Annotated in this window: 19 protein-coding genes; 10 read left to right on the forward strand and 9 right to left on the reverse strand. The window is 64.8% G+C overall.

Annotated elements, in window-relative coordinates; translation table 11 throughout:
- The first annotated feature begins 146 nt into the window (after positions 1–146).
- Entirely contained in the window at positions 147–1,226 is a 1,080-nt protein-coding gene (locus ACNKU3_RS04610; protein WP_418258242.1) for an LLM class flavin-dependent oxidoreductase, read from the forward strand.
- A 479-nt stretch (positions 1,227–1,705) separates the two neighbouring features.
- Positions 1,706–2,317 carry a VPLPA-CTERM sorting domain-containing protein gene (locus ACNKU3_RS04615; protein WP_418258243.1) on the forward strand — a complete coding sequence of 204 codons (612 nt, stop codon included), beginning with the start codon at positions 1,706–1,708 and terminating at the stop codon, positions 2,315–2,317.
- A gap of 120 nt (positions 2,318–2,437) precedes the next feature.
- On the opposite strand, the gene ACNKU3_RS04620 is transcribed toward ACNKU3_RS04615, so the two are convergent.
- The 3 genes from ACNKU3_RS04620 to ACNKU3_RS04630 all read right to left on the reverse strand — a co-directional run bounded on the left by ACNKU3_RS04620 (position 2,438) and on the right by ACNKU3_RS04630 (position 6,290).
- Positions 2,438–3,991, reverse strand: a complete 1,554-nt coding sequence (locus ACNKU3_RS04620; RefSeq protein WP_418258244.1) for an acyl-CoA synthetase — start codon at positions 3,989–3,991, stop codon at positions 2,438–2,440.
- A 198-nt stretch (positions 3,992–4,189) separates the two neighbouring features.
- Positions 4,190–4,945 carry a slipin family protein gene (locus ACNKU3_RS04625; RefSeq protein WP_418258245.1) on the reverse strand — a complete coding sequence of 252 codons (756 nt, stop codon included), beginning with the start codon at positions 4,943–4,945 and terminating at the stop codon, positions 4,190–4,192.
- 4 nt (positions 4,946–4,949) lie between these two features.
- Positions 4,950–6,290 (reverse strand): NfeD family protein, encoded by a 1,341-nt coding sequence (locus ACNKU3_RS04630; RefSeq protein WP_418258246.1) that lies wholly within the window; start codon positions 6,288–6,290, stop codon positions 4,950–4,952.
- A gap of 172 nt (positions 6,291–6,462) precedes the next feature.
- On the opposite strand from ACNKU3_RS04630, the gene ACNKU3_RS04635 reads away from it, so the two are divergent.
- The 4 genes from ACNKU3_RS04635 (at position 6,463) to ACNKU3_RS04650 (ending at position 8,782) form a co-directional block, all read left to right on the forward strand.
- Positions 6,463–7,317, forward strand: a complete 855-nt coding sequence (locus ACNKU3_RS04635) for an SDR family NAD(P)-dependent oxidoreductase (RefSeq protein WP_418258247.1) — start codon at positions 6,463–6,465, stop codon at positions 7,315–7,317.
- A 4-nt stretch (positions 7,318–7,321) separates the two neighbouring features.
- The gene (locus ACNKU3_RS04640) at positions 7,322–7,804 is read left to right on the forward strand and encodes a GFA family protein (RefSeq protein WP_418258248.1); all 483 of its coding nucleotides are present in this window, start codon (positions 7,322–7,324) and stop codon (positions 7,802–7,804) included.
- A 68-nt stretch (positions 7,805–7,872) separates the two neighbouring features.
- Positions 7,873–8,400 carry a glutathione peroxidase gene (locus ACNKU3_RS04645; protein WP_418258249.1) on the forward strand — a complete coding sequence of 176 codons (528 nt, stop codon included), beginning with the start codon at positions 7,873–7,875 and terminating at the stop codon, positions 8,398–8,400.
- A gap of 115 nt (positions 8,401–8,515) precedes the next feature.
- On the forward strand, positions 8,516–8,782 hold the full coding sequence (locus tag ACNKU3_RS04650; RefSeq protein WP_418258250.1) for a hypothetical protein: 267 nt from the start codon (positions 8,516–8,518) through the stop codon (positions 8,780–8,782).
- A gap of 13 nt (positions 8,783–8,795) precedes the next feature.
- Here ACNKU3_RS04650 and ACNKU3_RS04655 read toward each other — a convergent pair whose 3' ends face one another.
- Positions 8,796–9,674: a LysR family transcriptional regulator gene (locus ACNKU3_RS04655; RefSeq protein WP_418258251.1), complete on the reverse strand. Its 879-nt coding sequence runs from the start codon at positions 9,672–9,674 to the stop codon at positions 8,796–8,798.
- A gap of 97 nt (positions 9,675–9,771) precedes the next feature.
- Here ACNKU3_RS04655 and ACNKU3_RS04660 point away from each other — a divergent pair, with 97 nt between their 5' ends.
- Positions 9,772–10,620, forward strand: a complete 849-nt coding sequence (locus ACNKU3_RS04660; protein ID WP_418258252.1) for a sterol desaturase family protein — start codon at positions 9,772–9,774, stop codon at positions 10,618–10,620.
- A gap of 2 nt (positions 10,621–10,622) precedes the next feature.
- Here the strand turns inward: ACNKU3_RS04660 and ACNKU3_RS04665 are convergent, their stop codons facing one another.
- Entirely contained in the window at positions 10,623–13,811 is a 3,189-nt protein-coding gene (locus ACNKU3_RS04665) for an efflux RND transporter permease subunit (protein WP_418258253.1), read from the reverse strand.
- Between the two features lie 5 nt (positions 13,812–13,816).
- Positions 13,817–14,911, reverse strand: a complete 1,095-nt coding sequence (locus ACNKU3_RS04670) for an efflux RND transporter periplasmic adaptor subunit (RefSeq protein ID WP_418258254.1) — start codon at positions 14,909–14,911, stop codon at positions 13,817–13,819.
- A 180-nt stretch (positions 14,912–15,091) separates the two neighbouring features.
- On the opposite strand from ACNKU3_RS04670, the gene ACNKU3_RS04675 reads away from it, so the two are divergent.
- Both ACNKU3_RS04675 and ACNKU3_RS04680 read left to right on the forward strand, forming a co-directional pair.
- Complete coding sequence (locus ACNKU3_RS04675; protein ID WP_418258255.1) at positions 15,092–16,456, forward strand: DUF2868 domain-containing protein; 1,365 nt, start codon at positions 15,092–15,094, stop codon at positions 16,454–16,456.
- Entirely contained in the window at positions 16,453–17,865 is a 1,413-nt protein-coding gene (locus ACNKU3_RS04680; RefSeq protein ID WP_418258256.1) for a DUF3482 domain-containing protein, read from the forward strand. The genes ACNKU3_RS04675 and ACNKU3_RS04680 overlap by 4 nt, the downstream gene beginning before the upstream one ends.
- 8 nt (positions 17,866–17,873) lie before the next feature.
- Here the strand turns inward: ACNKU3_RS04680 and ACNKU3_RS04685 are convergent, their stop codons facing one another.
- The 3 genes from ACNKU3_RS04685 to ACNKU3_RS04695 all read right to left on the reverse strand — a co-directional run bounded on the left by ACNKU3_RS04685 (position 17,874) and on the right by ACNKU3_RS04695 (position 20,774).
- Entirely contained in the window at positions 17,874–18,833 is a 960-nt protein-coding gene (locus ACNKU3_RS04685; protein WP_418258257.1) for a YheT family hydrolase, read from the reverse strand.
- Positions 18,833–20,380: a sodium:solute symporter family transporter gene (locus ACNKU3_RS04690; protein WP_418258258.1), complete on the reverse strand. Its 1,548-nt coding sequence runs from the start codon at positions 20,378–20,380 to the stop codon at positions 18,833–18,835. The genes ACNKU3_RS04685 and ACNKU3_RS04690 overlap by 1 nt, the downstream gene beginning before the upstream one ends.
- 76 nt (positions 20,381–20,456) lie before the next feature.
- On the reverse strand, positions 20,457–20,774 hold the full coding sequence (locus ACNKU3_RS04695) for a DUF4124 domain-containing protein (RefSeq protein WP_418258259.1): 318 nt from the start codon (positions 20,772–20,774) through the stop codon (positions 20,457–20,459).
- Between the two features lie 166 nt (positions 20,775–20,940).
- On the opposite strand from ACNKU3_RS04695, the gene ACNKU3_RS04700 reads away from it, so the two are divergent.
- Positions 20,941–21,603, forward strand: a complete 663-nt coding sequence (locus tag ACNKU3_RS04700; RefSeq protein WP_418258260.1) for a RimK/LysX family protein — start codon at positions 20,941–20,943, stop codon at positions 21,601–21,603.
- The last annotated feature ends 3 nt before the right edge of the window (positions 21,604–21,606 follow it).

The following is a 21,606-nucleotide window of genomic DNA, read 5'->3' on the forward strand; positions in this document are numbered from 1 at the left end:
TCCGCCATCCCCGGTTGCGCGTTCGATGACTCAACGCCTGCCGGTTATTCAAGGACCCATTGCATCTGGGTTATGCTGGGCGCTCGACATGTGCCGGCAGGCGACGGCATTGCGCCCAATAAATATAAACGTGACGGCAGGTAGCAATGATTGAATTCTGGTGTGCAGGGGGTTCCGTCCAGGGGACCAGTGCGGATCTGGCCCGGCAGCGGGAAGCCGAAGGCTGGGATGGGCAGATGTTCATGGACTCGCAGTCGCTGAGCGCCGATCCCTGGGCCTTGATGGGGGCGTGGGCCATCGCCACGGAGCGCCTGCAGCTCTCCACCGGCGTGACCAACCCGCTGACCCGCCACCCCGCGGTAACTGCTGCCTGCGCGGCCACTATCCAGTCGATAGCCGGAGGGCGCGCGGTGCTGGGTATCGGCCGCGGGGATTCGGCGCTCGCCTACCTGGGGCGGGCCCCCTCGCCGTTGTCGACCTTCGAATCCACCCTGTGCGATCTGCAGACATTGCTGTCCGGCGGGGCGGTGGATTTCACCGCGGCCGGTGATCTGCAGGCGGCGGGCTCCGTGGAAACCCTGTCGCTGGGCCATCGCCCGGAACAGGCCCGGCTTAAATGGTTGCCGGGGGACTTGCCCAAGGTGCCTCTCGACGTTGCCGCCACCGGCCCCAAGGTCATTCGCATGGCCGCATGCATAGCTGAGCGTGTGACGTTCAGCGTGGGAGCCATCCCGGAGCGTGTGCAGTGGGCCCTGGAGACCGCGCGGCGGGCGCGCGCCGAGGCGGGTATGCCGGCGGACGGCGTCAGCTATGGCATCCAGGTGATCGTCGTCTGCCACCCGGACCTCGAGGCTGTGCGCGAAGCCGCAACCAGCTTTGTCGCGCCGCTGGCGCGCTTCCAGATCATGCTGGGGGAAGCGGCGGGCCCGCGCAGCGAAAATGACGCGGAGAACCTGGCAAAGATTCGCGCGGGCTATGACATGACCGTCCACGGTGACGTGGAAGCCCATGACCGTCTCGGCGGCGCGCAACTGGATTTTGATTTCGTGCGCCGCTTTGCCATTGTCGGCTCACCCGAGCACTGTGTCGAACGCCTGCTGCAACTCCACCGTCTGGGTATCGAGCGCTTCGTCGTCGTCGGCCCTGGGTTTCACCCGGAACTCGAGCGACAGGGCCCAGGGCTGTTCGTGCGGGAAGTGCTGGCGGCGGTACGCAATAGCGTTTGAGGCCTGACCCGGCGGTGAGCGGTATGCCGTCAACTTCGTTTACACAGTGATTCCCCCGTCACCGTGTCCCGGGCCAGCGTGCCTGTTTCGCTTTCGGATTTCAAAATCTCAGGCAGTCGGATTGTGTGTGTTTCCCGAGCTTTTGCGGGGAACCGCGGCTGGCGTTGCCGGGCACCTAGTGCCAGGGGCATTCTCCAGCCTGCTCGATTTTTGTCCAACCCCGGTGTCACTGGGCTTTACATTTTCAGGGATTTTGCTGAACCGGTTCACACTAAGTACTTGATTTTACACACTTGGCACACCTATTGCTTTTTATGTGATGTCGCCTGGACCTGGTTGCTTTTGTGCAAGGTCCAGAGTGGTAACCGGCTGGTTTCGTTACTCCCGCCATGGAAGGTGGGGCGACACATGGATGTTCCGGCAGTTGATGGTCCTGTACGCCAGAAAAACAAAAATTGAAAAATCGAGGGTGGTCTAGAGTGATTAATAAGAATCTGAAAGCGCTGGTGGCGGCAGTGGCTCTGCTGGTAGGCCAGTCGGCGATTGGTGCGGATTTCAATTTTGGTGGACTGGGTGGCGTTTCGACGTCCGGCTACTCCACCAGCTCCGGTGGCATCGGGGTCACGATTCAGGATGCCAATGGTAGCAACCTTGGGTACTACAACTATGGTGCGGCGCCATCTGCGACCTATGGAATCGGTGTCGGCCCCTGCGGCCTGTTCTGTAACGCGGGGATCAACGGTGGGGAATCCCTTGCCATTACCTTTACCCAGAGTGTGGTACTGAACTCCCTTACATTTGGCGCATGGGATGCTGCTGATTACAGCGCCACCGCAGTTAGCGGCAGTGGTTCAAAGACGTTCAATACCGGCTCCTCGGCGTTGAGTTCAACCACATTCAACGCCTTGAACCTCAATGTCCTGGCCGGTGATACCCTCTATATCAATGGCATAGCTGGCGGTTCGGTATTTACCCTGCGAGGCCTGTCGGTCACTGGCATTACGCCGGTCCCGGTACCCGCCGCGGCGTGGCTGTTCATCTCCGCTATCGGTGGCCTGGTGGGTGCTCGTCGCCTGCGCCGCGCTGCCTGAACAAACCGGCGATAAACAAAGGCCCGCCAGATGGCGGGCTTTTTTGTGCCTGTAAATCAAGGCCTTTACAGGTACCGCCGAATGGCGATACGGCGTCCTGATACTGCGAGCGCAGGCACCTCAATTCACATTGCGCCCACGTCCCTCCCACCAGGGTTTGCGCAGTTCGGTTTTCAACACCTTGCCGGCCCCCGACAGCGGCAGGGGTTCCTCGCGGAAGGTGATCCCCTTGGGCAGCTTGTAGCCGGCTATCTGCTTGCGGCAGTGGGCGATCAGGTCGCCTTCGGCAGCCCCGGTGCCCGGACGTAATATCACGATGGCGTGAACTGCCTCGCCCCATTCCTCGTGGGGTATGCCGATCACGGCGCAGTCCTGTACCGCTGGGTGGGTCATCAGGGCGTTTTCGACTTCCGTGGTGTACACGTTCTCGCCGCCCGACACGATCATGTCCTTGACCCGGTCGACGATAAACAGGTAACCGTGCTCGTCGACAAAACCGGCATCGCCGGTAAACACCCAGCCATCCTGCAGCGCCTCGGCGGTCTGCTCCGGCTTGTTCCAGTAGCCGAGCATGGCCTGGGGGCCGCGGACCACCACCTCGCCGGATTCCCCGCGGGGGCAGTCATTGCCGTCCTCGCCGACGATGCGCAATTCGGAGACCGCACTGGGCCGGCCGGCGGAGCGCAGTCGCTCGCCGCCAGCCCGGTGATCCTCGACCGAGAGCAGGGTGGCAATCGGCGCCAGTTCGGTCTGTCCGTAGGCCTGTACCAGGCCCACCGAGGGCCACAAATCCATACAGCGTTCCAGGGTCGCCGCGGGCATGGGGGAGGCGCCGTAGATGATTCTCTGTACCGAGCTGATGTCCGTGCTGGACGCGGCAGGGTGGGCGAGCAGCATCTTGATCATGGAGGGCACCATCAGGGTGTGGGTGATACCATCGCCGGCAAAGGCGCCCAGTGCCGCCTCGGCGCTGAAGCTGGGGAGCATGATATGGCCCGCGCCCTGCAGGGTGGCGCCCATCGAGCCGGCGAAATCCGCGATATGGAACATCGGCGCGGCGTGCAGGTACACCGACTCGGGCTGCATGCCGAATTGCTGGGTCGCGCCGATGGCGCTGGCCCAGAGGCCGCGGTGGGACTGCATCACGCCTTTGGGAAAGCCGGTGGTACCGCCGGTGTAGAAAATCCCGGCCATGGCCTCGCCGCCGCGTCGCGAGGGTGCCAGCGGGGCCTGTGCGGCAATGGTCTCTTCGTAGTCCGTGGCCCAGTCCGGGGTCGCGCCGTCATCCATGTGGATCGCGGCGCGCAGGCTGGGACAGTGGGCTTGCAGGTGCCTGGCCTGCTCGCTGAAGCTGTCGTCAAACAGCAGGACCAGCGGGGCGCTGTCGTTCAGTGCATAGGCGTTCTCCGCCTCGACCCAGCGGGTGTTCAGGGGTACGACGCAGCCACCGGCCCAGCAGGTGGCGAAGACGCTTTCGTAGTAGCGGTCGCTGTTGAGGCTGAGGAGCGCCACGCGTTCCCCGTCCTCGATACCCGTGGCGCGCAATGCCGCGGCCAGCTTCGCGACCCGCTGCAGCAGCGACTCCCAGGTCTGTTCCCTTCCCCTGCAACGGGTTGCCATGCCCTGTGGATTGAGGCGCGCGGCGCGCTCGATCAAACCCTGCATACTGATCATCGGTTTTCCCCCCGGAATGACCGTGCCAGCGACAGTGTCCTGTCGCGGCTCATTGGCTGAAGCGTGTACCCGCCCGGCGGGCGGTTTTGGCATGTGCGCCGCAACGCGAGAGCGGGTTCGGCGCAAAAGTCCCCTGTGCTGAAAATACCGCGGCGCGCAGCTGTTGGCTACTGTCTTGCTGGCATATACCCCGCTTGGTCAGCTGTTCGCCTTGGTGAAGCGCTCCAGGATATCCACCGGGATCGGGAAGACGATGGTGGAACTCTTGTCCCCGGCGATCTCGGTCAGCGTCTGCAGGTAGCGCAGCTGGATTGCCTGCTCCTGGTGGGAGAGCACCCGTGCCGCCTCGGCGAGTTTCTCCGCGGCCTCGGCCTCGCCCATGGCGTGGATAACCTTGGCGCGCCGCTCCCGTTCCGCCTCGGCCTGCTTGGCGATGGCCCGGACCATGGTTTCGTTCAGGTCGACGTGCTTGAGTTCGACGTTGGCCACCTTGATGCCCCAGGCGGCGGTCTGCTTGTCGAGGATCTCCTGGATATCGGCGTTGAGCCGCTCACGCTCGGCGAGCATGTCGTCCAGTTCGTGCTGGCCCAGCACCGAGCGCAGGGTGGTCTGGGACAGCTGGCTGGTGGCTTCCAGGTAGTTTTCCACCTGGATAATCGCCTTTTCCGGATCGAGTACGCGGAAGTACAGCACCGCATTCACCTGTACCGACACGTTGTCCCGGGAGATCACATCCTGGGTCGGCACGTCCATGACGATGGTGCGCAGGTCCACCCGCACCATTTGCTGCAGCACCGGGACGATGATGATCAGCCCCGGGCCTTTCACCTTGTAGAAGCGGCCGAGCATGAAGATCACGCCGCGTTCATACTCGCGCAGTACGCGAAACATGGAAAAGAGCAGGGCGATGGCGAACACCAGGACCACGCCGCCAAACATGCTGAAATCTAACATGGGTCTATTCTCCGCGAGTTTTGTGAACCGAGACGACGAGGTTGTCGAAGGCGTCCACGCTGACTTTGTCCCTTGCCTGCAGGGGTTCGTCGCTGGCGGCGCGCCACAACTCGCCATCCAGCCTGATATAGGGTTGCCCCGCGCGCATGACTTCCACTTCGACCACGCTGCCCAGCAGGTGTTCGAGCCCGCTGACCAGCGCGCGGCGCCGCGCGCGGATGACCAGGCCGAGGGCCACGCAGAACAGTGCGGCGCTGCAGGCGGCCACGGCGAGGATCAGGGGCAACGCAATCTGGTAGGCGGGCAGTTGCGTATCCATGAGCATGACCGAGCCCATGACAAAGGCGACGATGCCGCCGAGCCCCAGCACCCCGAAACTCGGCATGCTGGCCTCGGCGATCATCAGGCCGATACCGAGGCCGATCAGGCCCAGCCCGACATAGCTCACCGGCAGTACCTGGAACGCGTAGAGTGCCAGCAGGAGGCAGACCGCGCCGACGACCCCGGGCACACCGACGCCGGGGTTGTAGAACTCCAGCACCAGGCCGTAAAAGCCGACGAGCATCAGCAGGTAGGCGACATTGGGATTGGTGATGACCGCCAGGAACTCGCTGCGCCAGTCCATCTCCTGCAGGTGTACCGCGAGGCCCGAGGTAGCCAGGGTGACGCTGTGATCGTTGACCTGGACCTCGCGACCGTCGAGGGCGGCGAGCAGTTCGGCCCGGGAGGCGGCAATCAGGTCGATCACGTTCGCTTCCAGGGCGTCGCTGGCGGAGAGACTGGCCCCCTGGCGCACCGCGGTCTCGGCCCAGTCGCCGTTGCGGCCGCGCAACTGGGCCAGGCTGCGGATATAGGCGACTGCGTCATTGACGATTTTCTTTTCCATGGCGCTGGCCGGCGCCGCGGCGTCTTCATCGCCGGCGGATTTGTCGCCGCCCGGCAACCCCGGCGAGCCGATCTGCACCGGTGTTGCCGCGCCCAGGTTGGTGCCGGGGGCCATGGCCGCGACATGCGCCGCGTACATCAGGTAGGTTCCCGCGCTCGCGGCGCGCGCCCCGGACGGTGCTACCCAGGCAACCACGGGTACTTCCGATGCAAGGATCGACTGGATCATCTCGCGCATCGCCGAGTCCAGTCCGCCGGGGGTGTCGATGCGCAGCAGGACCAGTTCCGCGTCGGCAGCCGCCGCGGCTTCGAGCGCGCGGATGCTGTAGTCGGCAATGGCGGGGCCGATGGGGCCGTCGATCTCAATCTGCCAGACATCCGCCCGGGCAGAGGCGCACAGGAGGCATGCAAGCAGGGGCAGGAGCAGGCGTAACAACAATGTTTTCACGGTGTCTTGCATCTTGTTCCTGAGTATAGTCCAGTCTGTGTAACTGCCCGGGAAAGCGCGACTTTTTCGCTGGGGCTTATCAGGTTGTGCCGGCCTGCGGTATGCTCAGCGGCGGCGGGTCGCCCGGCCCGCGGAGCACGCGCCCGGGTGTCGCGGCGCGAAATAACGACAGGTGCAGGACAGGGTGGGAAGCGAAGCTTACGAATTTGCAGGGCAGGGCGCGCTGGTCTTCGGTGGCGGCAAGGGCATCGGTCGCGCCGTGGCCACGGAGTTTGCCCGCCGCGGTGCGCGGCTGGTGGTTGCGGACATCGACCTGGAGGCCGCACACGCCTGCGCCGAGGCGATTTCCGCGACCGGCGGCAGCGCCCAGGCGATGTCCTGTGATGTAACCAGTATCGAGTCGGTGCACGATGCCGCCGGCGCGGCCCGGGAGTGGCTCGGCGAGGTCGATCTCGTGGTCAATAATGTCGGGGCGATCATCTCGGGTCACCCCGAGGACATACCCCTTGCCGAGTGGCGGCGGATTCTCGATCTCAACCTGTTCTCGGTCATACACAGCAACGAGGTCTTTCTGCCCGCCATGCTGGCGCGCGGCAGCGGCTATATCGTCAATACGGCATCCTTTGCCGGGCTCTACCCCTACGCGACCAACCGCATGCCCTACGTCGCGTCCAAGGCCGCGTTGGTTGCCCTCAGCGAGTCCCTGGCGCTGTACCTGCTGCCCCGGGGCATCCGGGTCTCCTGCTTTTGTCCCGGACCGGTAATGACCGGGGTGATGCAGGGAATGAAGAGCTGGTCGGAAAACGCCGTGATGAGCGGCCCCGGCTCGCAGTTTGAACTGATCACCGCGGAACAGGCAGCGGCGACACTGGCGGACGGCATGCAGGCGGGCCGCATTTTCATCCCGACGCACGAATCGGTGATCGCCGAAATGCGCGCACGGGCTGAATCCCCGGACCAGTTTATCCGCGATCGAATCGCGGCGTTTGAGCGCGGTGAACTCGGCCTGCCGAGTGTCCCGGAACATTTCAGGAGGTAGATCCATGAGCGATACAACCAGTTACCCGGCGACCGGGCGCTGCAATTGTGGCGATATCCAGTATCGCCTGTTGCGCGAGCCGCTGTTCGTCCACTGCTGCCATTGCACCTGGTGCCAGCGCGAAACAGGCTCGGCCTTTGTCCTCAACGCGATGGTAGAAACCGCCAGTGTGGAGCTGACCTCGGGCACGCCGGCGCGCTCGGAGCGCCCCTCGGCGAGCGGAATCGGCCAGCAGGTGTACAGCTGCCCGCGCTGCGAAGTGCCCCTGTGGAGTCACTTCGGCGGGCGCGAACAGATAGCCTTTGTGCGTGTGGCTACGCTGGAAAATCCCGCGTTGTGTCCGCCGGACATCCACATATTCACTACCACGCGCCAACCCTGGGTGAAGCTCGACGACAGTGTGCCGGTGATGGATGAATTCTACCGGCGCAGTGAATTCTGGCCCGAGGCGGCCTACCAGCGCTACCAGCAGGCGCTGGAGTCCTGATCCAACGCGGCCCCTGGCGCCGTATAATCCATCAACAATTTTCGCGGTTTGTCGCAGGAGTAGATACGATGTTGAAGAAAACTTTACTTGCCAGCCTGGTGCTGCCTTCCCTCGCCTGGGCCAGCTGCCCGGAATACCTGGACCAGACCATGCGGAAACTGCACTCCCAGGAGTCGGTCAACCTGTGTGCCGTGCAGGACGGCAAACCGATGCTGATCATCAACACCGCCAGCCACTGCGGTTTCACTTCCCAGTTCAAGGGGCTGGAGGCCCTGCACGAAAAATACGCCGGGCAGGGGCTGGTGGTGGTGGGCTTCGCCAGCGACGACTTCCGACAGGAAGCCGACACCGAAGCGGAGGCCGCCGACATCTGTTTTGTCAATTACGGCGTGACCTTCACCATGCTGGCCCCCACTGCAGTAAAGGGCGATGATGCCAACCCGGTGTTCCACGAACTGGCCGAGCAGACTGAAGCGCCCGGCTGGAACTTCAACAAGTACCTCGTCGACCGCGATGGCAAGGTGGTGGCACATTTCGGCAGCCGTACCACGCCGGACGACGCGGAACTCGTGGATGCGATCGAAAAACTGCTGTAAGCGCAGCGGAATGATTGCATCTGGCTGATCGGGACGCTTGTTGCGCGGCCCCTATCAGTCCTAGCATCAGCCAGGCTACCCGGTTTTGCCTGAAGTCACACAGGGAGGTGTGAAGATGCGAAACGCTATTTCAGTCATCAAAAAAGCGGGGTTGTGCTGGCTGCTGGCCGGCCTTCCCGCGAGCGCCAGCCTGGCCGGGGAGGACGAGACCCTGCGCCAGTGCCGCAAACTGCAACAGCAGATGGAACAGTACCAAGCCCTGCGCCGGGATGGCGGCAGCGGCCCGCAGATGGACGGCTGGAAGCGGCAGCTGCGCAGGGCCCAGGCGGAATTTCGTGACCTCGGTTGCCACTACCGCCACCGTGAACTCGACGCGCGCTGAGCAGCCGCCAGCATCAGCCAGCGCTCAGGTAGCCCTGGACATAGTCGCGGAGGGCGGCAGCGGCGGGGGAGAGTTGCTCACCCGTGCGGCTGACCATGTAGACCGGGACCCGCTCGGGCAGCGTACTGTCGATCCTTTGCAAGGGCACCAGGTTCCCCTGCGCCAATTCTTTTTCGACCAATCGGTTTGAGGATATCCAGATGCCATCGCTTGCCAGGGTCATCTGGCGCAGCACCTCGTAGTTGTCACAGATAAAACTGCCGCTGTCGCGCAGCGGCAGTGCCGACTGCACCTCGGCACCGGTCAGTAGCGGGTAACCCGCAATTTCTTCGGGCGTCGCCCTGCCGGTTGCAGCCAGAGGGTGACCGGCCCGTACTATCGTGGATATCGCAATCTCCCCGAGAGCGGTTTCCTCGATATCGGGGAAACCGTCGAGTTGCCGCGCAGAGCAAAACAGCAATTCGATCCCGTCTTCCATCAATTCCCGGTAGAGCAGGGTGGGAGGGCGTGTGACCACCTGGACGGCGAGTTTCGGTCGTTCCCGCAGGCAGCGCAGGCCAACTATCGGCAGGGCAAGGCTGGCGATGAGCGGACCCATACCGACCGCGATACGCCCGGATTCACCGGCACTGAACAGTCGCAGGTTGTGGTCGGCCGCGCGGGCACTGCGCAGCACGGATTCTGCCTCCCGGGCCACCTGCCGGCCGACGGCTGTGAGTACCGCCCCGCCGCGGCCGCGTTCAAAGATGCGCAGGCCATAGCGCTCTTCCAGCACACCGATACTGCGGCTGAGCGCGGGCTGGGTGATGTGGAGTTCTTCTGCAGCCCGGGAAAAACTGCCGGTGCGCGCTACCACGAGGACCTGTTCCAGGCGCTTCAGCTCAATATCCATAATTAAAAAGCATCCAATAGAATATAAATATGCATTTTAACTATGAATCGATTCCATGCACACTGCGCTCTGAATTCAATTTGAGGTATCTGCTCCCATGCCTGACATGCAAGGTTTCATGCTGCAGACGTTCATCTGGGTCGGGGTCGCAACCGCAGTGATTCTTCTGCTGGAAGTGATTACCGGCCGGCACCGCGGTGTTTACGCCAAGGGTGATTTCATCGTGATGCTGGGTAGTGTTGTCTTGGGTCGGGGTGTTATGGGCCCGCTGGCCGCGGGCCTGATTGCGCTGCTCTACGGACTGGTATTACCGGGCCAGTTGCGGGGAATCCTGTCCGGCATGTCGGTCTGGGTACAGGTGCCGCTGGTATTGCTGGTCGGCGAGTTTTTCTTCTACTGGGTGCACCGCTGGGCCCACCAGCCGCTGCAACACCCGATACTGTGGAAAATCCACCGGACCCATCACGCGGCGCGGCACATGAATGTACTGCTCAATTTCCGGCTCAACCTCAGCTGGTTCCTGATCATTCCCTCGGCCTGGATCAGTGGCCTGGCACTTTACCTCGGGCTTTATGAGGGTGTGCTCGGTTACATCGTGGCGCTGCAGATCTGGAACACGGTAACCCATTCCCACTTCCGCTGGGACGACACTGTCCGCAGTCACCGCTATGCGGGACCGCTGTTCCGGGCCCTTGAGCACGTGTTGGTGTCTCCCGGTATCCACCACACCCACCACGGCTTTGGGCGGGACGGAAAGAACTACCGCAACTTCGGTACTGTCGTCTCCGTGTACGACTGGATGTTCGGCACCCTGCATATCCCCGACGGGCGTCCCGCCAACTACGGGCTGCCAATCCGCGATCCCCACTGGCTGGAACAGCTGTTCTACCCGCTGGTGCGGATGCCGGCCCCGCAAAAGGCGCCGCAGGCGGACCCGCAAGGCTGATTTCAGCTCCCGGCCGCCCCACTGGCGGCCGACCGTTTTTCCACCGCGCTGAGTACCAGCGCGGTCAGCGCAGGCAGCATGGTCAGGGTGACGACCGTGGCCCCGATAATGCCGAACATCACGATGGCGCCGACGCCGCGGTAGAGCTCGGTGCCCGCGCCGGGAATCAGCACCAGCGGCGCCAGGCCGAAAATCGTGGTTATCGTGGACATCGCGATGGGGCGCAAGCGCGCCTCCACCGCTTCTGCGACCGCTGCCACCGCGTGCATGTTTTCCTCGTTGAAATTGCCTACCGCCCGGTGAACGATCAGGATCGGGTTGTTGACCACCGTACCCATCAGGATCAGGAAACCCAGCATGGAAATCATGTCGAAGGGCTGGACCACCGCGTTGGCGCCAACCAGCGGCAGCAGGCTGCCGACGCCGTTGAGCACGCTGAGGCCGATGATGCCCCCGGCAATGCCCAGGGGTATCGAGGTCATGATCAGCAGGGGATAGCCCCAGTGGCCGAAGATCGCCACCAGCAGGAGGTAGATGATCAACAGGGCCACGGCGTAGTTGCTGAGCAGCGCATGGCGGGTGGCATCCAGCTGGTCCGCGGCGCCGGAAATGGACAGCGCCACGCCCGCGGGGACCTGGCCGCGCTGGCGCAGGTATTCGACGACTTCGGTACGCACGGTTTCCACGCCGCTCTCCAGGGCGACGCTGCGCGGCGGGATGATGTTCAGGGTCACCGTGCGGTTGCCGTTCACCCGGCGCACGCTGGTGCTGTCCATGGTCTCGCTGATAGTGCTGATCGAGCCGAGCGGCAACACGCTGCCGCTCGGCGTGTAGATAGGCAGCTGCGCGAGGCTGTCCGGTGAGGCCCCCTGTCCCGATGCGCTGTACAGGTAGATGTCGATCTTGTCATCGGCGAGGAAAAACTCGTCGACGTAGCTGCCGTCGGTGAGCGCCGCCACGGTGAAGCCGAGCTCGTCGCCGGAGAGGCCGATCTCCGCAGCGCGCTGCCAGTCCGGCCGGATTTCCAGCATCGGCTGGGCGAGGGTCAGCGAGGAGGGTTGCGACTGGATGCGCGGGTTGTCGAAGACTTCCTCCGCGCGCAGGTAGGCTGCCTCGGCCACCTTGTAGATACTGCCGAGGTCGGGGCCGGAGATGTCGAGATTGATACTGCGGGTGCCGCCGTCGTTGCTGGTGATGATCGAGCCGCGGGTGGCGAAAGCGCGCATGCCGGGATATTCGCGGTACTTGGCGCTGAGCGCGTTCATCAGGTATTCGATATCCGCCGGGTCGGTCGCCTCGGCGATTATCCGCATGGAATCCGGGTTCACCCGCATGTTCATGTAGCTTACCGAGGGCACCGGCGATGCGCCGCTGTGGAAGGCCTCCGGGTCCGTGCCCACATACTGCAGCAGCCAGTCCTGGATTTCCTGCGAGATCGCCCTCATCGTCGACAGGTTGTAGCCCGGCGGCGCGCTCATGGCGGCAAAGACCTTGGGCTCCTCGCCCTCGGGCAGGTATTCCGCAGGCGGCGTCAGGAATTCGATGATAGCCGCGCTGATCAGCACGGTGACCGCGATACAGCCGAACTGGCGCCGGCGGGTGGCGAGAATCCAGTTGACGCTGCCCAGCGTGGCGTTGCGCATGCGTTCGCCCCAGTGGCGCGCGCTGAGCTTGTCGCCGGCCGGGTTGCCATCCGCGCTCCCGGCATCGAGACGCAGGCGCGCGGTGGCCGTCGGCAGCACCGTGATCGCCACCAGCATGGAGGCGAGGATCGCGGCGGAGATCGCGATGGCGATGTCCGAGTAGAGCTGGCCCGCTTCCTCCTTGACGAAGGCCACCGGCAGGAACACCAGTACCGTGGTCATGGTCGATGCCAGCACCGCGGGCCAGACTCTCTGCACGCCGAGAATGGCCGAGGCGCGCCGCGATGCCCCGCGCCGGCGCTCCAGTTCGATGCTCTCCAGTACCACGATACTGTTGTCGAGGGTCATGCCGATGGCGAAGGCGATCCCGGCCAGTGAGATCACGTTGATGGTCCTGCCGCTGACCAGCAGTCCGAGGAAAGCGACGATGATGCAGATCGGGATGCCCATCACGCCGACCGCCGTAGCCCGCGCCGAGCGCAGGAACAGGTACATGACCCCGAGGGCCAGCAGGCTGCCGAGGATGAGGTTTTTCCAGACGTTGCTGATCGACTCCTGCACGTAGCGCACATCGTCAGTAATGATTTCCACCCCGAGTCCCGCCGGGTTGAGGACGTCGCGGTTGAGTGGCTCGATCAGGGCGAGGACCTCGCGCTTGATGTCGATGACGTTGGACCCGGCCTCGCGACGGATCGCCATGAACAGGTTTTCCGAACCGTTGAAGGAGGTCAGGCTGCGCTGCTCGAAATGGTCCAGGCGCACCTCGGCGACGTCCGCGAGACGGATGATCGCGTCGCCGCGGCGGGCGAGGATCAGCTGGCGCATGTCGTCGAGGTCCTCGAAGCGGCCGATGGTGCGCAACAGGTACTGGCGTTTGCCGGATTCCAGCTCGCCGCCCGAGCGGTCGCGGTTGCGGCTGCGAATGGCGTTGCGCACGTCGTTGAGGCTGAGCTGGCGCTGGGCGAGCCGGGCCGGGTCGATGAGGACCTGGATCTGGCGTTCCGCACCGCCGAAGACACTCACCTCGGAGACACCGCGCACCTGCGAGAGCACCGGCTTGACGTTGTCCTCGACAAAGTCCAGCTGCAGGTTGATGTCCAGCTGCCGCGGATTTCCCGGCAGCGGCGAGATACTGAAGAACATGAAGGAGTTGGCGGAAAACGAATTGGCGTAGATCCGCGGCTCGTCCGCGCTCTCCGGATAGGAGGGCACCTGGGAGAGCGCGTTGTTTACCCGGATCATCATGTCGGTGATGTCGGTGCCAAAGGGAAATTCCAGTTCGATTTCTGCACTGCCGCTGCGTGCGGTGGCGAGGATGCGCGACAGGTTGGGCAGGTTGCGCAGGTATTCCTCCTGCTCGATCAGGATTTCCTTTTCGACATCCTGTGGGGTGGCGCCGGGCCAGTTGGTGCGCACGCTGATCACCCGGACATCGAGGTCGGGAATCATCTGTACCGGAATCCGGGTGGCGGCGACGATGCCGAGCACGCAAATGATCAGCGTAACGACTGTGGTCAGGATGCCGCGCTGGACAATGGCTTCGAACACGCCGCCTACCTCCCGCCTACCACGCGTACCCGCTGGCCGTCGGCCAGCGCCTCGTTGCCCTGCACGACAACCTGCGCCCCGGCCTGCAGGCCGCCGAGAATCTCGACGCGGCCATCGAAACTGGCGCCGGTCTGGACCACATTTTCGCGCGCCACCTGTCCGTCGCTGCCGGTTTCCACGGTCCACACCAGGACCCGGCCATCGGGGTAGTTCAGGGTGGCGTCGCGGGGGACGGTCAGGCCGTCCTCGCGCTCGGGAATTCGCAGGCTGGCGTACGCGGCCATCCCGGGTATCAGCAGGGCATCGGTAGCGCCGGGCGCCACGCGCAGGAGGAACGTGCGGGCTCCGGGGTCGGTCACCGGGACAATGGTCTGTACCTTGCCGGCAAAGCGCTCGCCGGGGTGCGCCTGCAGGCTGAACTCCACGGGCGCATCGGGTGTCAGTGCGGCGAGATACTCGCCGGCAACCGCGAAGTCCAGGCGCAGGCCTTCGGTGGCTACCAGTTCCAGCACTCCCTGACCCTGGTTGATCCATTCCCCGGGGTCGGTGAGCTTGCTGCTGATGACACCTGCGAAGGGGGCTCGCAGGCTGTGGCGTTCGAGCAGGGCGTGCTGGTAGCCCGCGTCCGCGCTGGCCCGGTCGAGTGCGGCCTGGTCCTGGGCGACTTCGGCTTCCAGCGAGCGTACCGCGGTCTCGGCGATACTCTGTTGCGGCGCGAGGCGCTGGGCTTCGCGCAGGCGCCGCTCGGCATCGGCCAGTTCGCTGGCAACCTGCTTGCGCTGGGCTTCCGCGGCGCGCCACAGGTACTCGGCGGGTTCGCTGTCCAGTTCCAGCAGCAGGTCGCCGGCTTCCACCTGGCTGCCTTCGTCGACCAGCAGGCGCATCACCAGGCCACTGGTCGCCGGGGACAGCTGCGCAACATGGGGCGAGGTGACACTGCCGGTTACCCGTACTTCGCGGAATATGGCCTGTTGCCTGACGCTGTCGACAGCGACCGGAACGCCGTCGTCGGCGCTGCCGGCTGCAGGCAAGCCGAACAGGGCAAACAACAGGGCTGATGAGAAAAGCAGGCGGGACAGGCGGGAAGGAAAGGTGCTCATGCGGATGGCGACGGCCCGGTTATTGGAATTGGTCGGTCGACTACTTTAGCAGTGATAAGCGGCGCGTTGGAACCGGGTCGGTCCTGTTGCGCAGGGGATTTCGCCGATGTTCGACGGGTTGATTGCAGTTTGTCGCGACAGGCGACACTATTGTGGCCAACCTGGAAACGAGTGAGACGAATGTCCGCGAGTGCGCGTCCTCCGACACTGGATGACCTGCTTCACATCAGCCGCCGCCTGGAGGCGGACCGGTCGCTGAGTCCCGCAGTACTGCGCCAGCGTGACCATGCGATCGGCCAGCAGTGCCAGCAGCGCAAGCCTCTCGACGCGTTGCTGTTCTGGCTGGACAATGTCGACGACCGCACGGCACCGGAGCCACCGGCGCTCCACCTGCGGGAAAAGCAGTGGGCGCTGCTGTTCCGCCTGCTGGCGCTGGCCCTCGGCGCCAGTGGCATGGCCGGATTCCTGCTGGCCAGCGAACGGGCCCTGGTCAACGTACCCCTGTTTCTCCTGGTGTTCGTGCTGCTGCAATTCCTGCTCTGCCTGGTGGCGGTGTGGATGACATTCACCACCCTGCGCGGTCGACCCCTGCAGGGGCTGCCGTTCAACCCGGCACGGCTGCTATCGCGCAAGGCCCTGCCGCAAGGGCGGATACTGCGTGAAGCGGGCAGTGTGACCCGCCTGCTGGCGCTGCGTTACGGGCAGGAGTTGGGCGCGCTGTTTGCCGCCGGGGCGGTTGCGGCTTTGCTGCTGTTGCTGGCGGTGACCGACTTCAGTTTTGTCTGGGGTTCGACGTTCAGTATCAGTGACCAGGCGGTCGCCGGGCTGACCCGGGCGCTCGCAACCCCCTGGGCGCAGGTATTCCCCGAGGCCGTGGTGTCACCACAGCTGATCGCCGACACCCGTTTTCACCCCGCTCAGGCCGACCTCGGCGCGATGGCTGCGGCCAGCCGGCGCGGCTGGTGGCCCTTCCTGTTTGCCTGCCTGCTGTTCTATACCCTGCTGCCGCGGGTGCTGCTCTGGCTCGTCTGCCTGTGGGGATTTCGCCGCCAGTTGCGCGCCAGCCTGCTCGCCTGGCCCGGCGCCTCCTCGGTGCTGGCGCGGATGCGGGCGCCAGTCGTGGAGACGCGTGCCGAGGCCCCGGTTCACGGCGCGCATCCGCCGCCGCATTTCGACAATGCAGTTGTGATCGACTGGGCGGGGGCGCTGGAAAACGCGGGACCTGAAGTGCTGGCGGACCTTCCCCTCGCGGGCGCCCAGGTGGCCGGTCTGGGCTCGCCGGCGGAGGATGTCGCGGCAGTCAGCGCGGTGAACGGCTCCGGCGCACAAAAACTGCTGGTGGCCGTGCGCGGCTGGGAGCCGCCGATGGCCGACCTCGCCGATGTGCTGCGCGAAGTGACCGGCATCGACGATTGCACCCTGTTGCTGGTCAACCTGCCCGGTCGAACGCTCAGCGCGGCGCAGCTTGCCGACTGGCAGCGTTTTTCCAGTAGCCTGCCATTCTCCCGGAATACTGCGGAGCAACTCGACGAGGTCGCGGCGTGACCCGGCGAGAGTCCATCCCGGCCTTCGCCGTGGTCGGGCGGCCCAACAAGGGCAAGTCATCAGTGGTCGCGACACTGGCGCGGGACGACTCGGTGCACATTGCGGCGGCCGCCGGTTCGACCCGCGAGGTCCGCCGCTTTCCCATGCGGGTGGACGGGGAGACCCTCTATGAACTGGTCGACACGCCCGGAATCCAGCGTGCGCGCCAGGTGCTGGCGTGGTTGCGCGAACACTGCGGCGACGCCTCGGAGCGGCCCGCGACAGTGCGCGATTTCCTGCAGCAGCACGCAAAGGACCCGCAGTACAGCGACGAGGTGCAGGCTCTCGGGCCGCTGGTCGAGGGCGCCGGAATCATCTATGTAGTCGACGGATCGGTGCCCTTCGGCGCCGATTACGAGGCGGAAATGGAAATCCTGCGCTGGACCGGGCGACCCAGCCTGGCCCTGGTCAATCCCATCGAGAACAGCGATTTTGTCGAGCAGTGGACTGCGGGGCTCGGCCAGTACTTCCAGACGGTCCGGGTGTTCGACGCCCACCGCGCGGAGCACCGCAAGCAGCTGGAGCTGCTGACACTGTTCGGACACCTCGACCCCGAGTGGCAGCAGCCCCTGCAGCGCGCCGTCGAGGTGCTCGAGGCGGATCGCCAGCGCCAGCACCTCGAGGCCGCGGAGGCCATCTGCGAGCTGATCATCGACGGCATCACCTACAGCGTCAGCCAGGCGCTGCCGGACGGCGCTCCGGAGGCGCCAGTAAGGACCCTGCTGTTCAATCGCTACCAGCGCCACCTGATCCGCCGCGAACGGGAATGCCGGTCGCGGGTCGAGGAGCTGTTCTACTATCGCGACCTGAAAACCGCGGAGACCGGCATGGCATTCGACGAGGAGGAGCTGTTCGCCCAGGAAAACTGGTACCTGTGGGGCCTGTCCCAGCGGCAGCTGTTGCTGGCGGCGGGGGCCGCCGGGGGCATTGCCGGAGGCGGCGCGGGGGCGGTGGTGGACGGCATGACCGCCGGCTTGTCCCACGGGCTGGGAACCCTGTTGGGCGGTATCGGCGGCGCTGTCGCCTCGGCCCGGGGCGTGCTGAAACGCGGCGACGATATCGCCCGCTGGAAACTCAGTGGCGTCCCCACGGGGGGACACAAGCTGGTCTACGGCCCCTCGCGCAACCTCAATTTCCCCTTCGTGCTGCTGGGCCGCGCGCTACAGCATCACCGCATGGTGAGCCAGCGAACCCACGCCGTGCGCGGCACCCTTAAGCTCGCCGAGCCGGCGCTGGACTGGCTGGACGAGGCGGGCAGGCGCCAGCTCGCGGTGATCTTCGAGGACCTGCGCCGCGGGCGGAAGCTGGAGCAGCGCCGCGCCCAACTGGTGGGCCTGGTGCAGGGCTGGTGTACGGCGGTGGACAGCTGAGGCCTGGCTCAGGCCATCAACTCCCGCAGGCGCTGGTCGATCCAGCCGGTAAAGCGCCAGTTCTGGATAAACCCGCAATGTCCGCCGTGTTGCGGCGTCTCCAGCGTCAGGCAGGGCGACTGGGCCAGCTTGGGCAGGTCGACAGCGGGGATCATCGGGTCGTCCAGGCTGAGGATGATATGGGTGGGTACGGCGAGACCGGCCAGGGTGTCACCGGTTACCGCGTAGGCGTCGAAATAGCGGTCGACTGCGGCAAACTCGGTAAAACGCGGCACGAAGTAGTTGTTCATTGCCTCCAGGCTGTGCAGTTTGAGCAGGTCGCTGCCGTAGCCCAGGTCGGGGAAGTGCTGCAGTTTGAGGCTCAGGGACTTTTTCCAGCGGCGCAGGAAGTACTGGTGATAGATGAAACTGCCTTCCATCAGGCGCTGCATGGTATGGGCGGGTTCCAGCACCGGACAGATCGTCACGACCCGCTCCAGGGAGATACCGGCCGCGGGAGCCCGGGCGGCGACCCTCAGCGCAAAGTTGCCGCCGAGGGAATGGCCGGCCAGGAAGGTGCGTTCGTGGGGGAAGCGGCGCTGGATTTCCGCGACTGCATCGACCACTTCCTGCAGGCGCGCCGAGTGGTACAGCTCGCGGTTCAGCGCGTGGCTGGGGCCGTGATCGCGCAGGTGCAGGCGAAACACGGAGAACCCGGCGTTATACAGGGTCTGTGCGTTTGACAGGAGGTAGGGCGAGTTGCCGCTGCCTTCCCAGCCGTGCAGCAGGATGGCCAGCTTTTCGCCGCCCCGCGGGTTGAAGAAGCCGTGCAGGCGGACATCACCGCTGCAATCGAGAACGACATCCCCGGCGGCGGCGCGAAAGCCGCGGGTACGCCACAGCAGCGGCAGTTTGCGCGGTGCGGTGCTGGCCAGCAGGGTCTGGGCATGGGGATTGCGCAACAGCGCAGGCGGTGTGAAAGCGGACATCAGGCGAACTGGAGCAAGGTACAGACCAGCAATATCAAAACCGTCATCGCCGCCAATTGCAAGCCCTGTCGCCGGGGTACCCACAGCGGGAAGCCGGCGCTGGGCAGGATCAGCCTGCCCAGTCCCACTGCCACGGCGCAGAGCCACCCGGCGAGGAAGCCGCTGACGTTCCACCACAGCCATGAAACCTGGGGAAGCTGTGCCCAGATCAGCAGGTTGCAGGCGAGTCCGCCGAGAAAGCCCGCGATGGCGGCGCGCTGGCCGAGGGCCGGCCACAGGATCGCCAGGGTGAACAGCATCAGCAGGGGACCGTTGGCCATCGAGCCGACCTTGTTGATCGCCTCCAGCACGGTGGGGGCGATGCGCTCTACCTGGAAGGAAAAGGCCACCGCGAACAGGCCCCAGCCGAGGGTGGCGAGCTTGGACAGCAGGAACAGGCGCTTCTCCGGCAGTGGGCGGAAGCGGGCGATGAAATCCTCCACGGTGCCGGCGGACAGGCTGTTGAGCGCGGAGTCGATAGAGGACATGGCGGCTGCGAACAGGCCGACAATGGCGAGACCGGCGAGGCCCGCGGGGAAGTTGGCGGCGACGAAAGCCGGGAACACCAGGTTCAGGTTGGGGCTGCCGGCAGCGGTGTGCGGCAGCGCGGCGACAAAACCGGGGTGCTCCACGGCGTAGGCCGCCAGCCCGAGTCCGACCAGGCAGTAGGCCAGTACCAGCGGAAAGCGCAGGACCCCGTTGAGGACGAGAATCCGGTAGAGCTGGGACTCGTCGCGGGCGCTCTGCAGGCGCTGGGCCTGGCTCTGGTCGCAACCGTAATAGGCGGTGTACAGGAACAGTCCGCCCAGCAGCATCGGCCAGAAACCGTAGTTGTTGCCGGAGCTGAGACCCCAGTCGTCCAACAGGGGGCGGGTGCGGTCGGCCAGGCTGTGCCAGTGCAGGGACAGTGGCTCCGCCAGCCAGAACAGGGCCAGGAACACCGCCGCCAGCAGCAGTGCCATCTGCAGGACATCGGAGATCACCACCGCGCGCATACCGCCCAGCACGTCGTAGGTGATGGTAATCCCCATCAGGAGCAGGACCGCCGCAGTGAAGGGAATTCCGGTAATCAGGCCGATGACCGCGGCGACACCGTATACGGTGACCCCGGTCGCGACACCGCGAAAAAACAGGAAGCAGGCGCTGGCCAGCAGGCGGGCCTGCAGCCCGAGGCGCTTTTCCAGGTAGGCGTAGATGGAAATGGAGCGGCTGCGATAAATGGGCAGGAACAGTGCGCACAGCAGCAACATGGCCAGCGGCACCGCCAGTTCGTACTGCAACCAGAGCAGGCCACCGCCTGCCGAGAAACCGACGAACGCTGGCGCGCCGAGCAGGGAGTTGGTGGAGCACTGGGTGGCGATGATCGAACCCGCCAGCGCCCAGCCGGGGAGGCGGTGGCCGCCGAGGTAATAGTCTTCGCGTGAGGTCTGGCGCTGGCCCAGGTAAAAGGCCAGCGCCAGCATACCGGCGAGATAGGCGCCGAGCACTGTCCAGTCAAGGAATTGCATAGGGACAGTCTAGCGCAGAAAAGGTCCCCTTTGCCCGCCCGGGCACTGCCGCGGTGTTATACCCGGCGCTGGCAGCTCAATTCTGTTGCGGCAGGTAGCCGGTGGACTTGGCGGATTGCAGGCGGCGCTGGTTGGCGGAGGCGTAGTCGCTGCCGTCCTTGCTGGTGTCGCGGTCGCTGTTCCAGGTGCCGGTCTGTCGGGCTGTTGCGCCGCGATTGAAATTGACCGGGTCGACGCGGACTTTCTCGCCGGGAGCTGCGTCCGGGCAGGCCTTGTCGGTAAAGGTCTTTTTCCCGGTCTGGGGGTCGACACAGATAAACACGCCGGCGTGGGAGGCCAGTGGCAGGGCCAGTAGCGTTGCCAGGGCGATAAGAGTGATCCTGGGATAGCGCATCGGATAATCCCCATTTGTTGTAGACTTTGCAGCCACAGTAGGCCCGATTGTGCATACCGGTCCACCAAAAGACCGAGAAATATCCAGAAAGTTTGAAGCGGATCACTTACACTGGTCGATTAGCCTGCATATATACTTTGCCCGGTCGATTCATTACCCTGCAGCCATGAAAATTGCCCGCTACCCCCTGATTGGCCTGAGCCTGCTGGCCGTCAGCGCCTGTACCACCCTGACCACCGAAGCGCCGGTCGAGGGTGCCGCCACCTGTCCGGTTCCGGAAGTACTTTGCCCGGTGTGTGTCGAACCCCCGGAACCCGAGGTCTGTTCCACCGAGGTGGTCGAGCGCATCGTGGAGGTGCCGGCACCGCTGCCGCCCATGGCGACCACTGCCGGCAAGTTACACCTGCCGATTATCGGCGCCATCGAGAACGTCCTGGTGGAACCCGCCGGCCTGCTGGTCGAGGCGCGCATCGACACCGGCATGGAAACCACGGTGCTCCAGGTCGAGGACCTGAAGCTGGTCGAGAAGGAGGGCAAGCGCTACGTACGCTTCGACCTGGTCGGCGGCGACGACAGCCGGCAGTCCCAGGAGATGCCCCTGCGGCGGCGCGATACCCTGCATCTCGCCGGCGGTGAAACCATGCAGTGCCATGTCGTCCGTATGTGGTTGTCACTCGGCGAGATGCGCTCGCGCATCAATGTCTGCCTGAGCGACCACGCCGGCGACGGCGACCGCCTGTTGCTGGGGCGCAATTTCCTGCTGGATTCGGCAATAGTCGATGTCAGCCGGCACCACACCCAGCCGGACCCGGAACTTCCTTCACCCTGAGAA

It is taken from the genome of Haliea sp. E17, from assembly GCF_048323675.1.
Lineage (GTDB): Bacteria > Pseudomonadota > Gammaproteobacteria > Pseudomonadales > Halieaceae > Mangrovimicrobium.

Coding starts and splice junctions, on each gene's coding strand:
- ACNKU3_RS04610 (WP_418258242.1), top strand. CDS start 147: ATGATTGAATTCTGGTGTGCAGGGGGTTCCGTCCAGGGGACCAGTGCG.
- ACNKU3_RS04620 (WP_418258244.1), bottom strand. CDS start 3,991: ATGATCAGTATGCAGGGTTTGATCGAGCGCGCCGCGCGCCTCAATCCA.
- ACNKU3_RS04625 (WP_418258245.1), bottom strand. CDS start 4,945: ATGTTAGATTTCAGCATGTTTGGCGGCGTGGTCCTGGTGTTCGCCATC.
- ACNKU3_RS04630 (WP_418258246.1), bottom strand. CDS start 6,290: ATGCAAGACACCGTGAAAACATTGTTGTTACGCCTGCTCCTGCCCCTG.
- ACNKU3_RS04640 (WP_418258248.1), top strand. CDS start 7,322: ATGAGCGATACAACCAGTTACCCGGCGACCGGGCGCTGCAATTGTGGC.
- ACNKU3_RS04645 (WP_418258249.1), top strand. CDS start 7,873: ATGTTGAAGAAAACTTTACTTGCCAGCCTGGTGCTGCCTTCCCTCGCC.
- ACNKU3_RS04650 (WP_418258250.1), top strand. CDS start 8,516: ATGCGAAACGCTATTTCAGTCATCAAAAAAGCGGGGTTGTGCTGGCTG.
- ACNKU3_RS04655 (WP_418258251.1), bottom strand. CDS start 9,674: ATGGATATTGAGCTGAAGCGCCTGGAACAGGTCCTCGTGGTAGCGCGC.
- ACNKU3_RS04660 (WP_418258252.1), top strand. CDS start 9,772: ATGCCTGACATGCAAGGTTTCATGCTGCAGACGTTCATCTGGGTCGGG.
- ACNKU3_RS04670 (WP_418258254.1), bottom strand. CDS start 14,911: ATGAGCACCTTTCCTTCCCGCCTGTCCCGCCTGCTTTTCTCATCAGCC.
- ACNKU3_RS04675 (WP_418258255.1), top strand. CDS start 15,092: ATGTCCGCGAGTGCGCGTCCTCCGACACTGGATGACCTGCTTCACATC.
- ACNKU3_RS04685 (WP_418258257.1), bottom strand. CDS start 18,833: ATGTCCGCTTTCACACCGCCTGCGCTGTTGCGCAATCCCCATGCCCAG.
- ACNKU3_RS04690 (WP_418258258.1), bottom strand. CDS start 20,380: ATGCAATTCCTTGACTGGACAGTGCTCGGCGCCTATCTCGCCGGTATG.
- ACNKU3_RS04695 (WP_418258259.1), bottom strand. CDS start 20,774: ATGCGCTATCCCAGGATCACTCTTATCGCCCTGGCAACGCTACTGGCC.
- ACNKU3_RS04700 (WP_418258260.1), top strand. CDS start 20,941: ATGAAAATTGCCCGCTACCCCCTGATTGGCCTGAGCCTGCTGGCCGTC.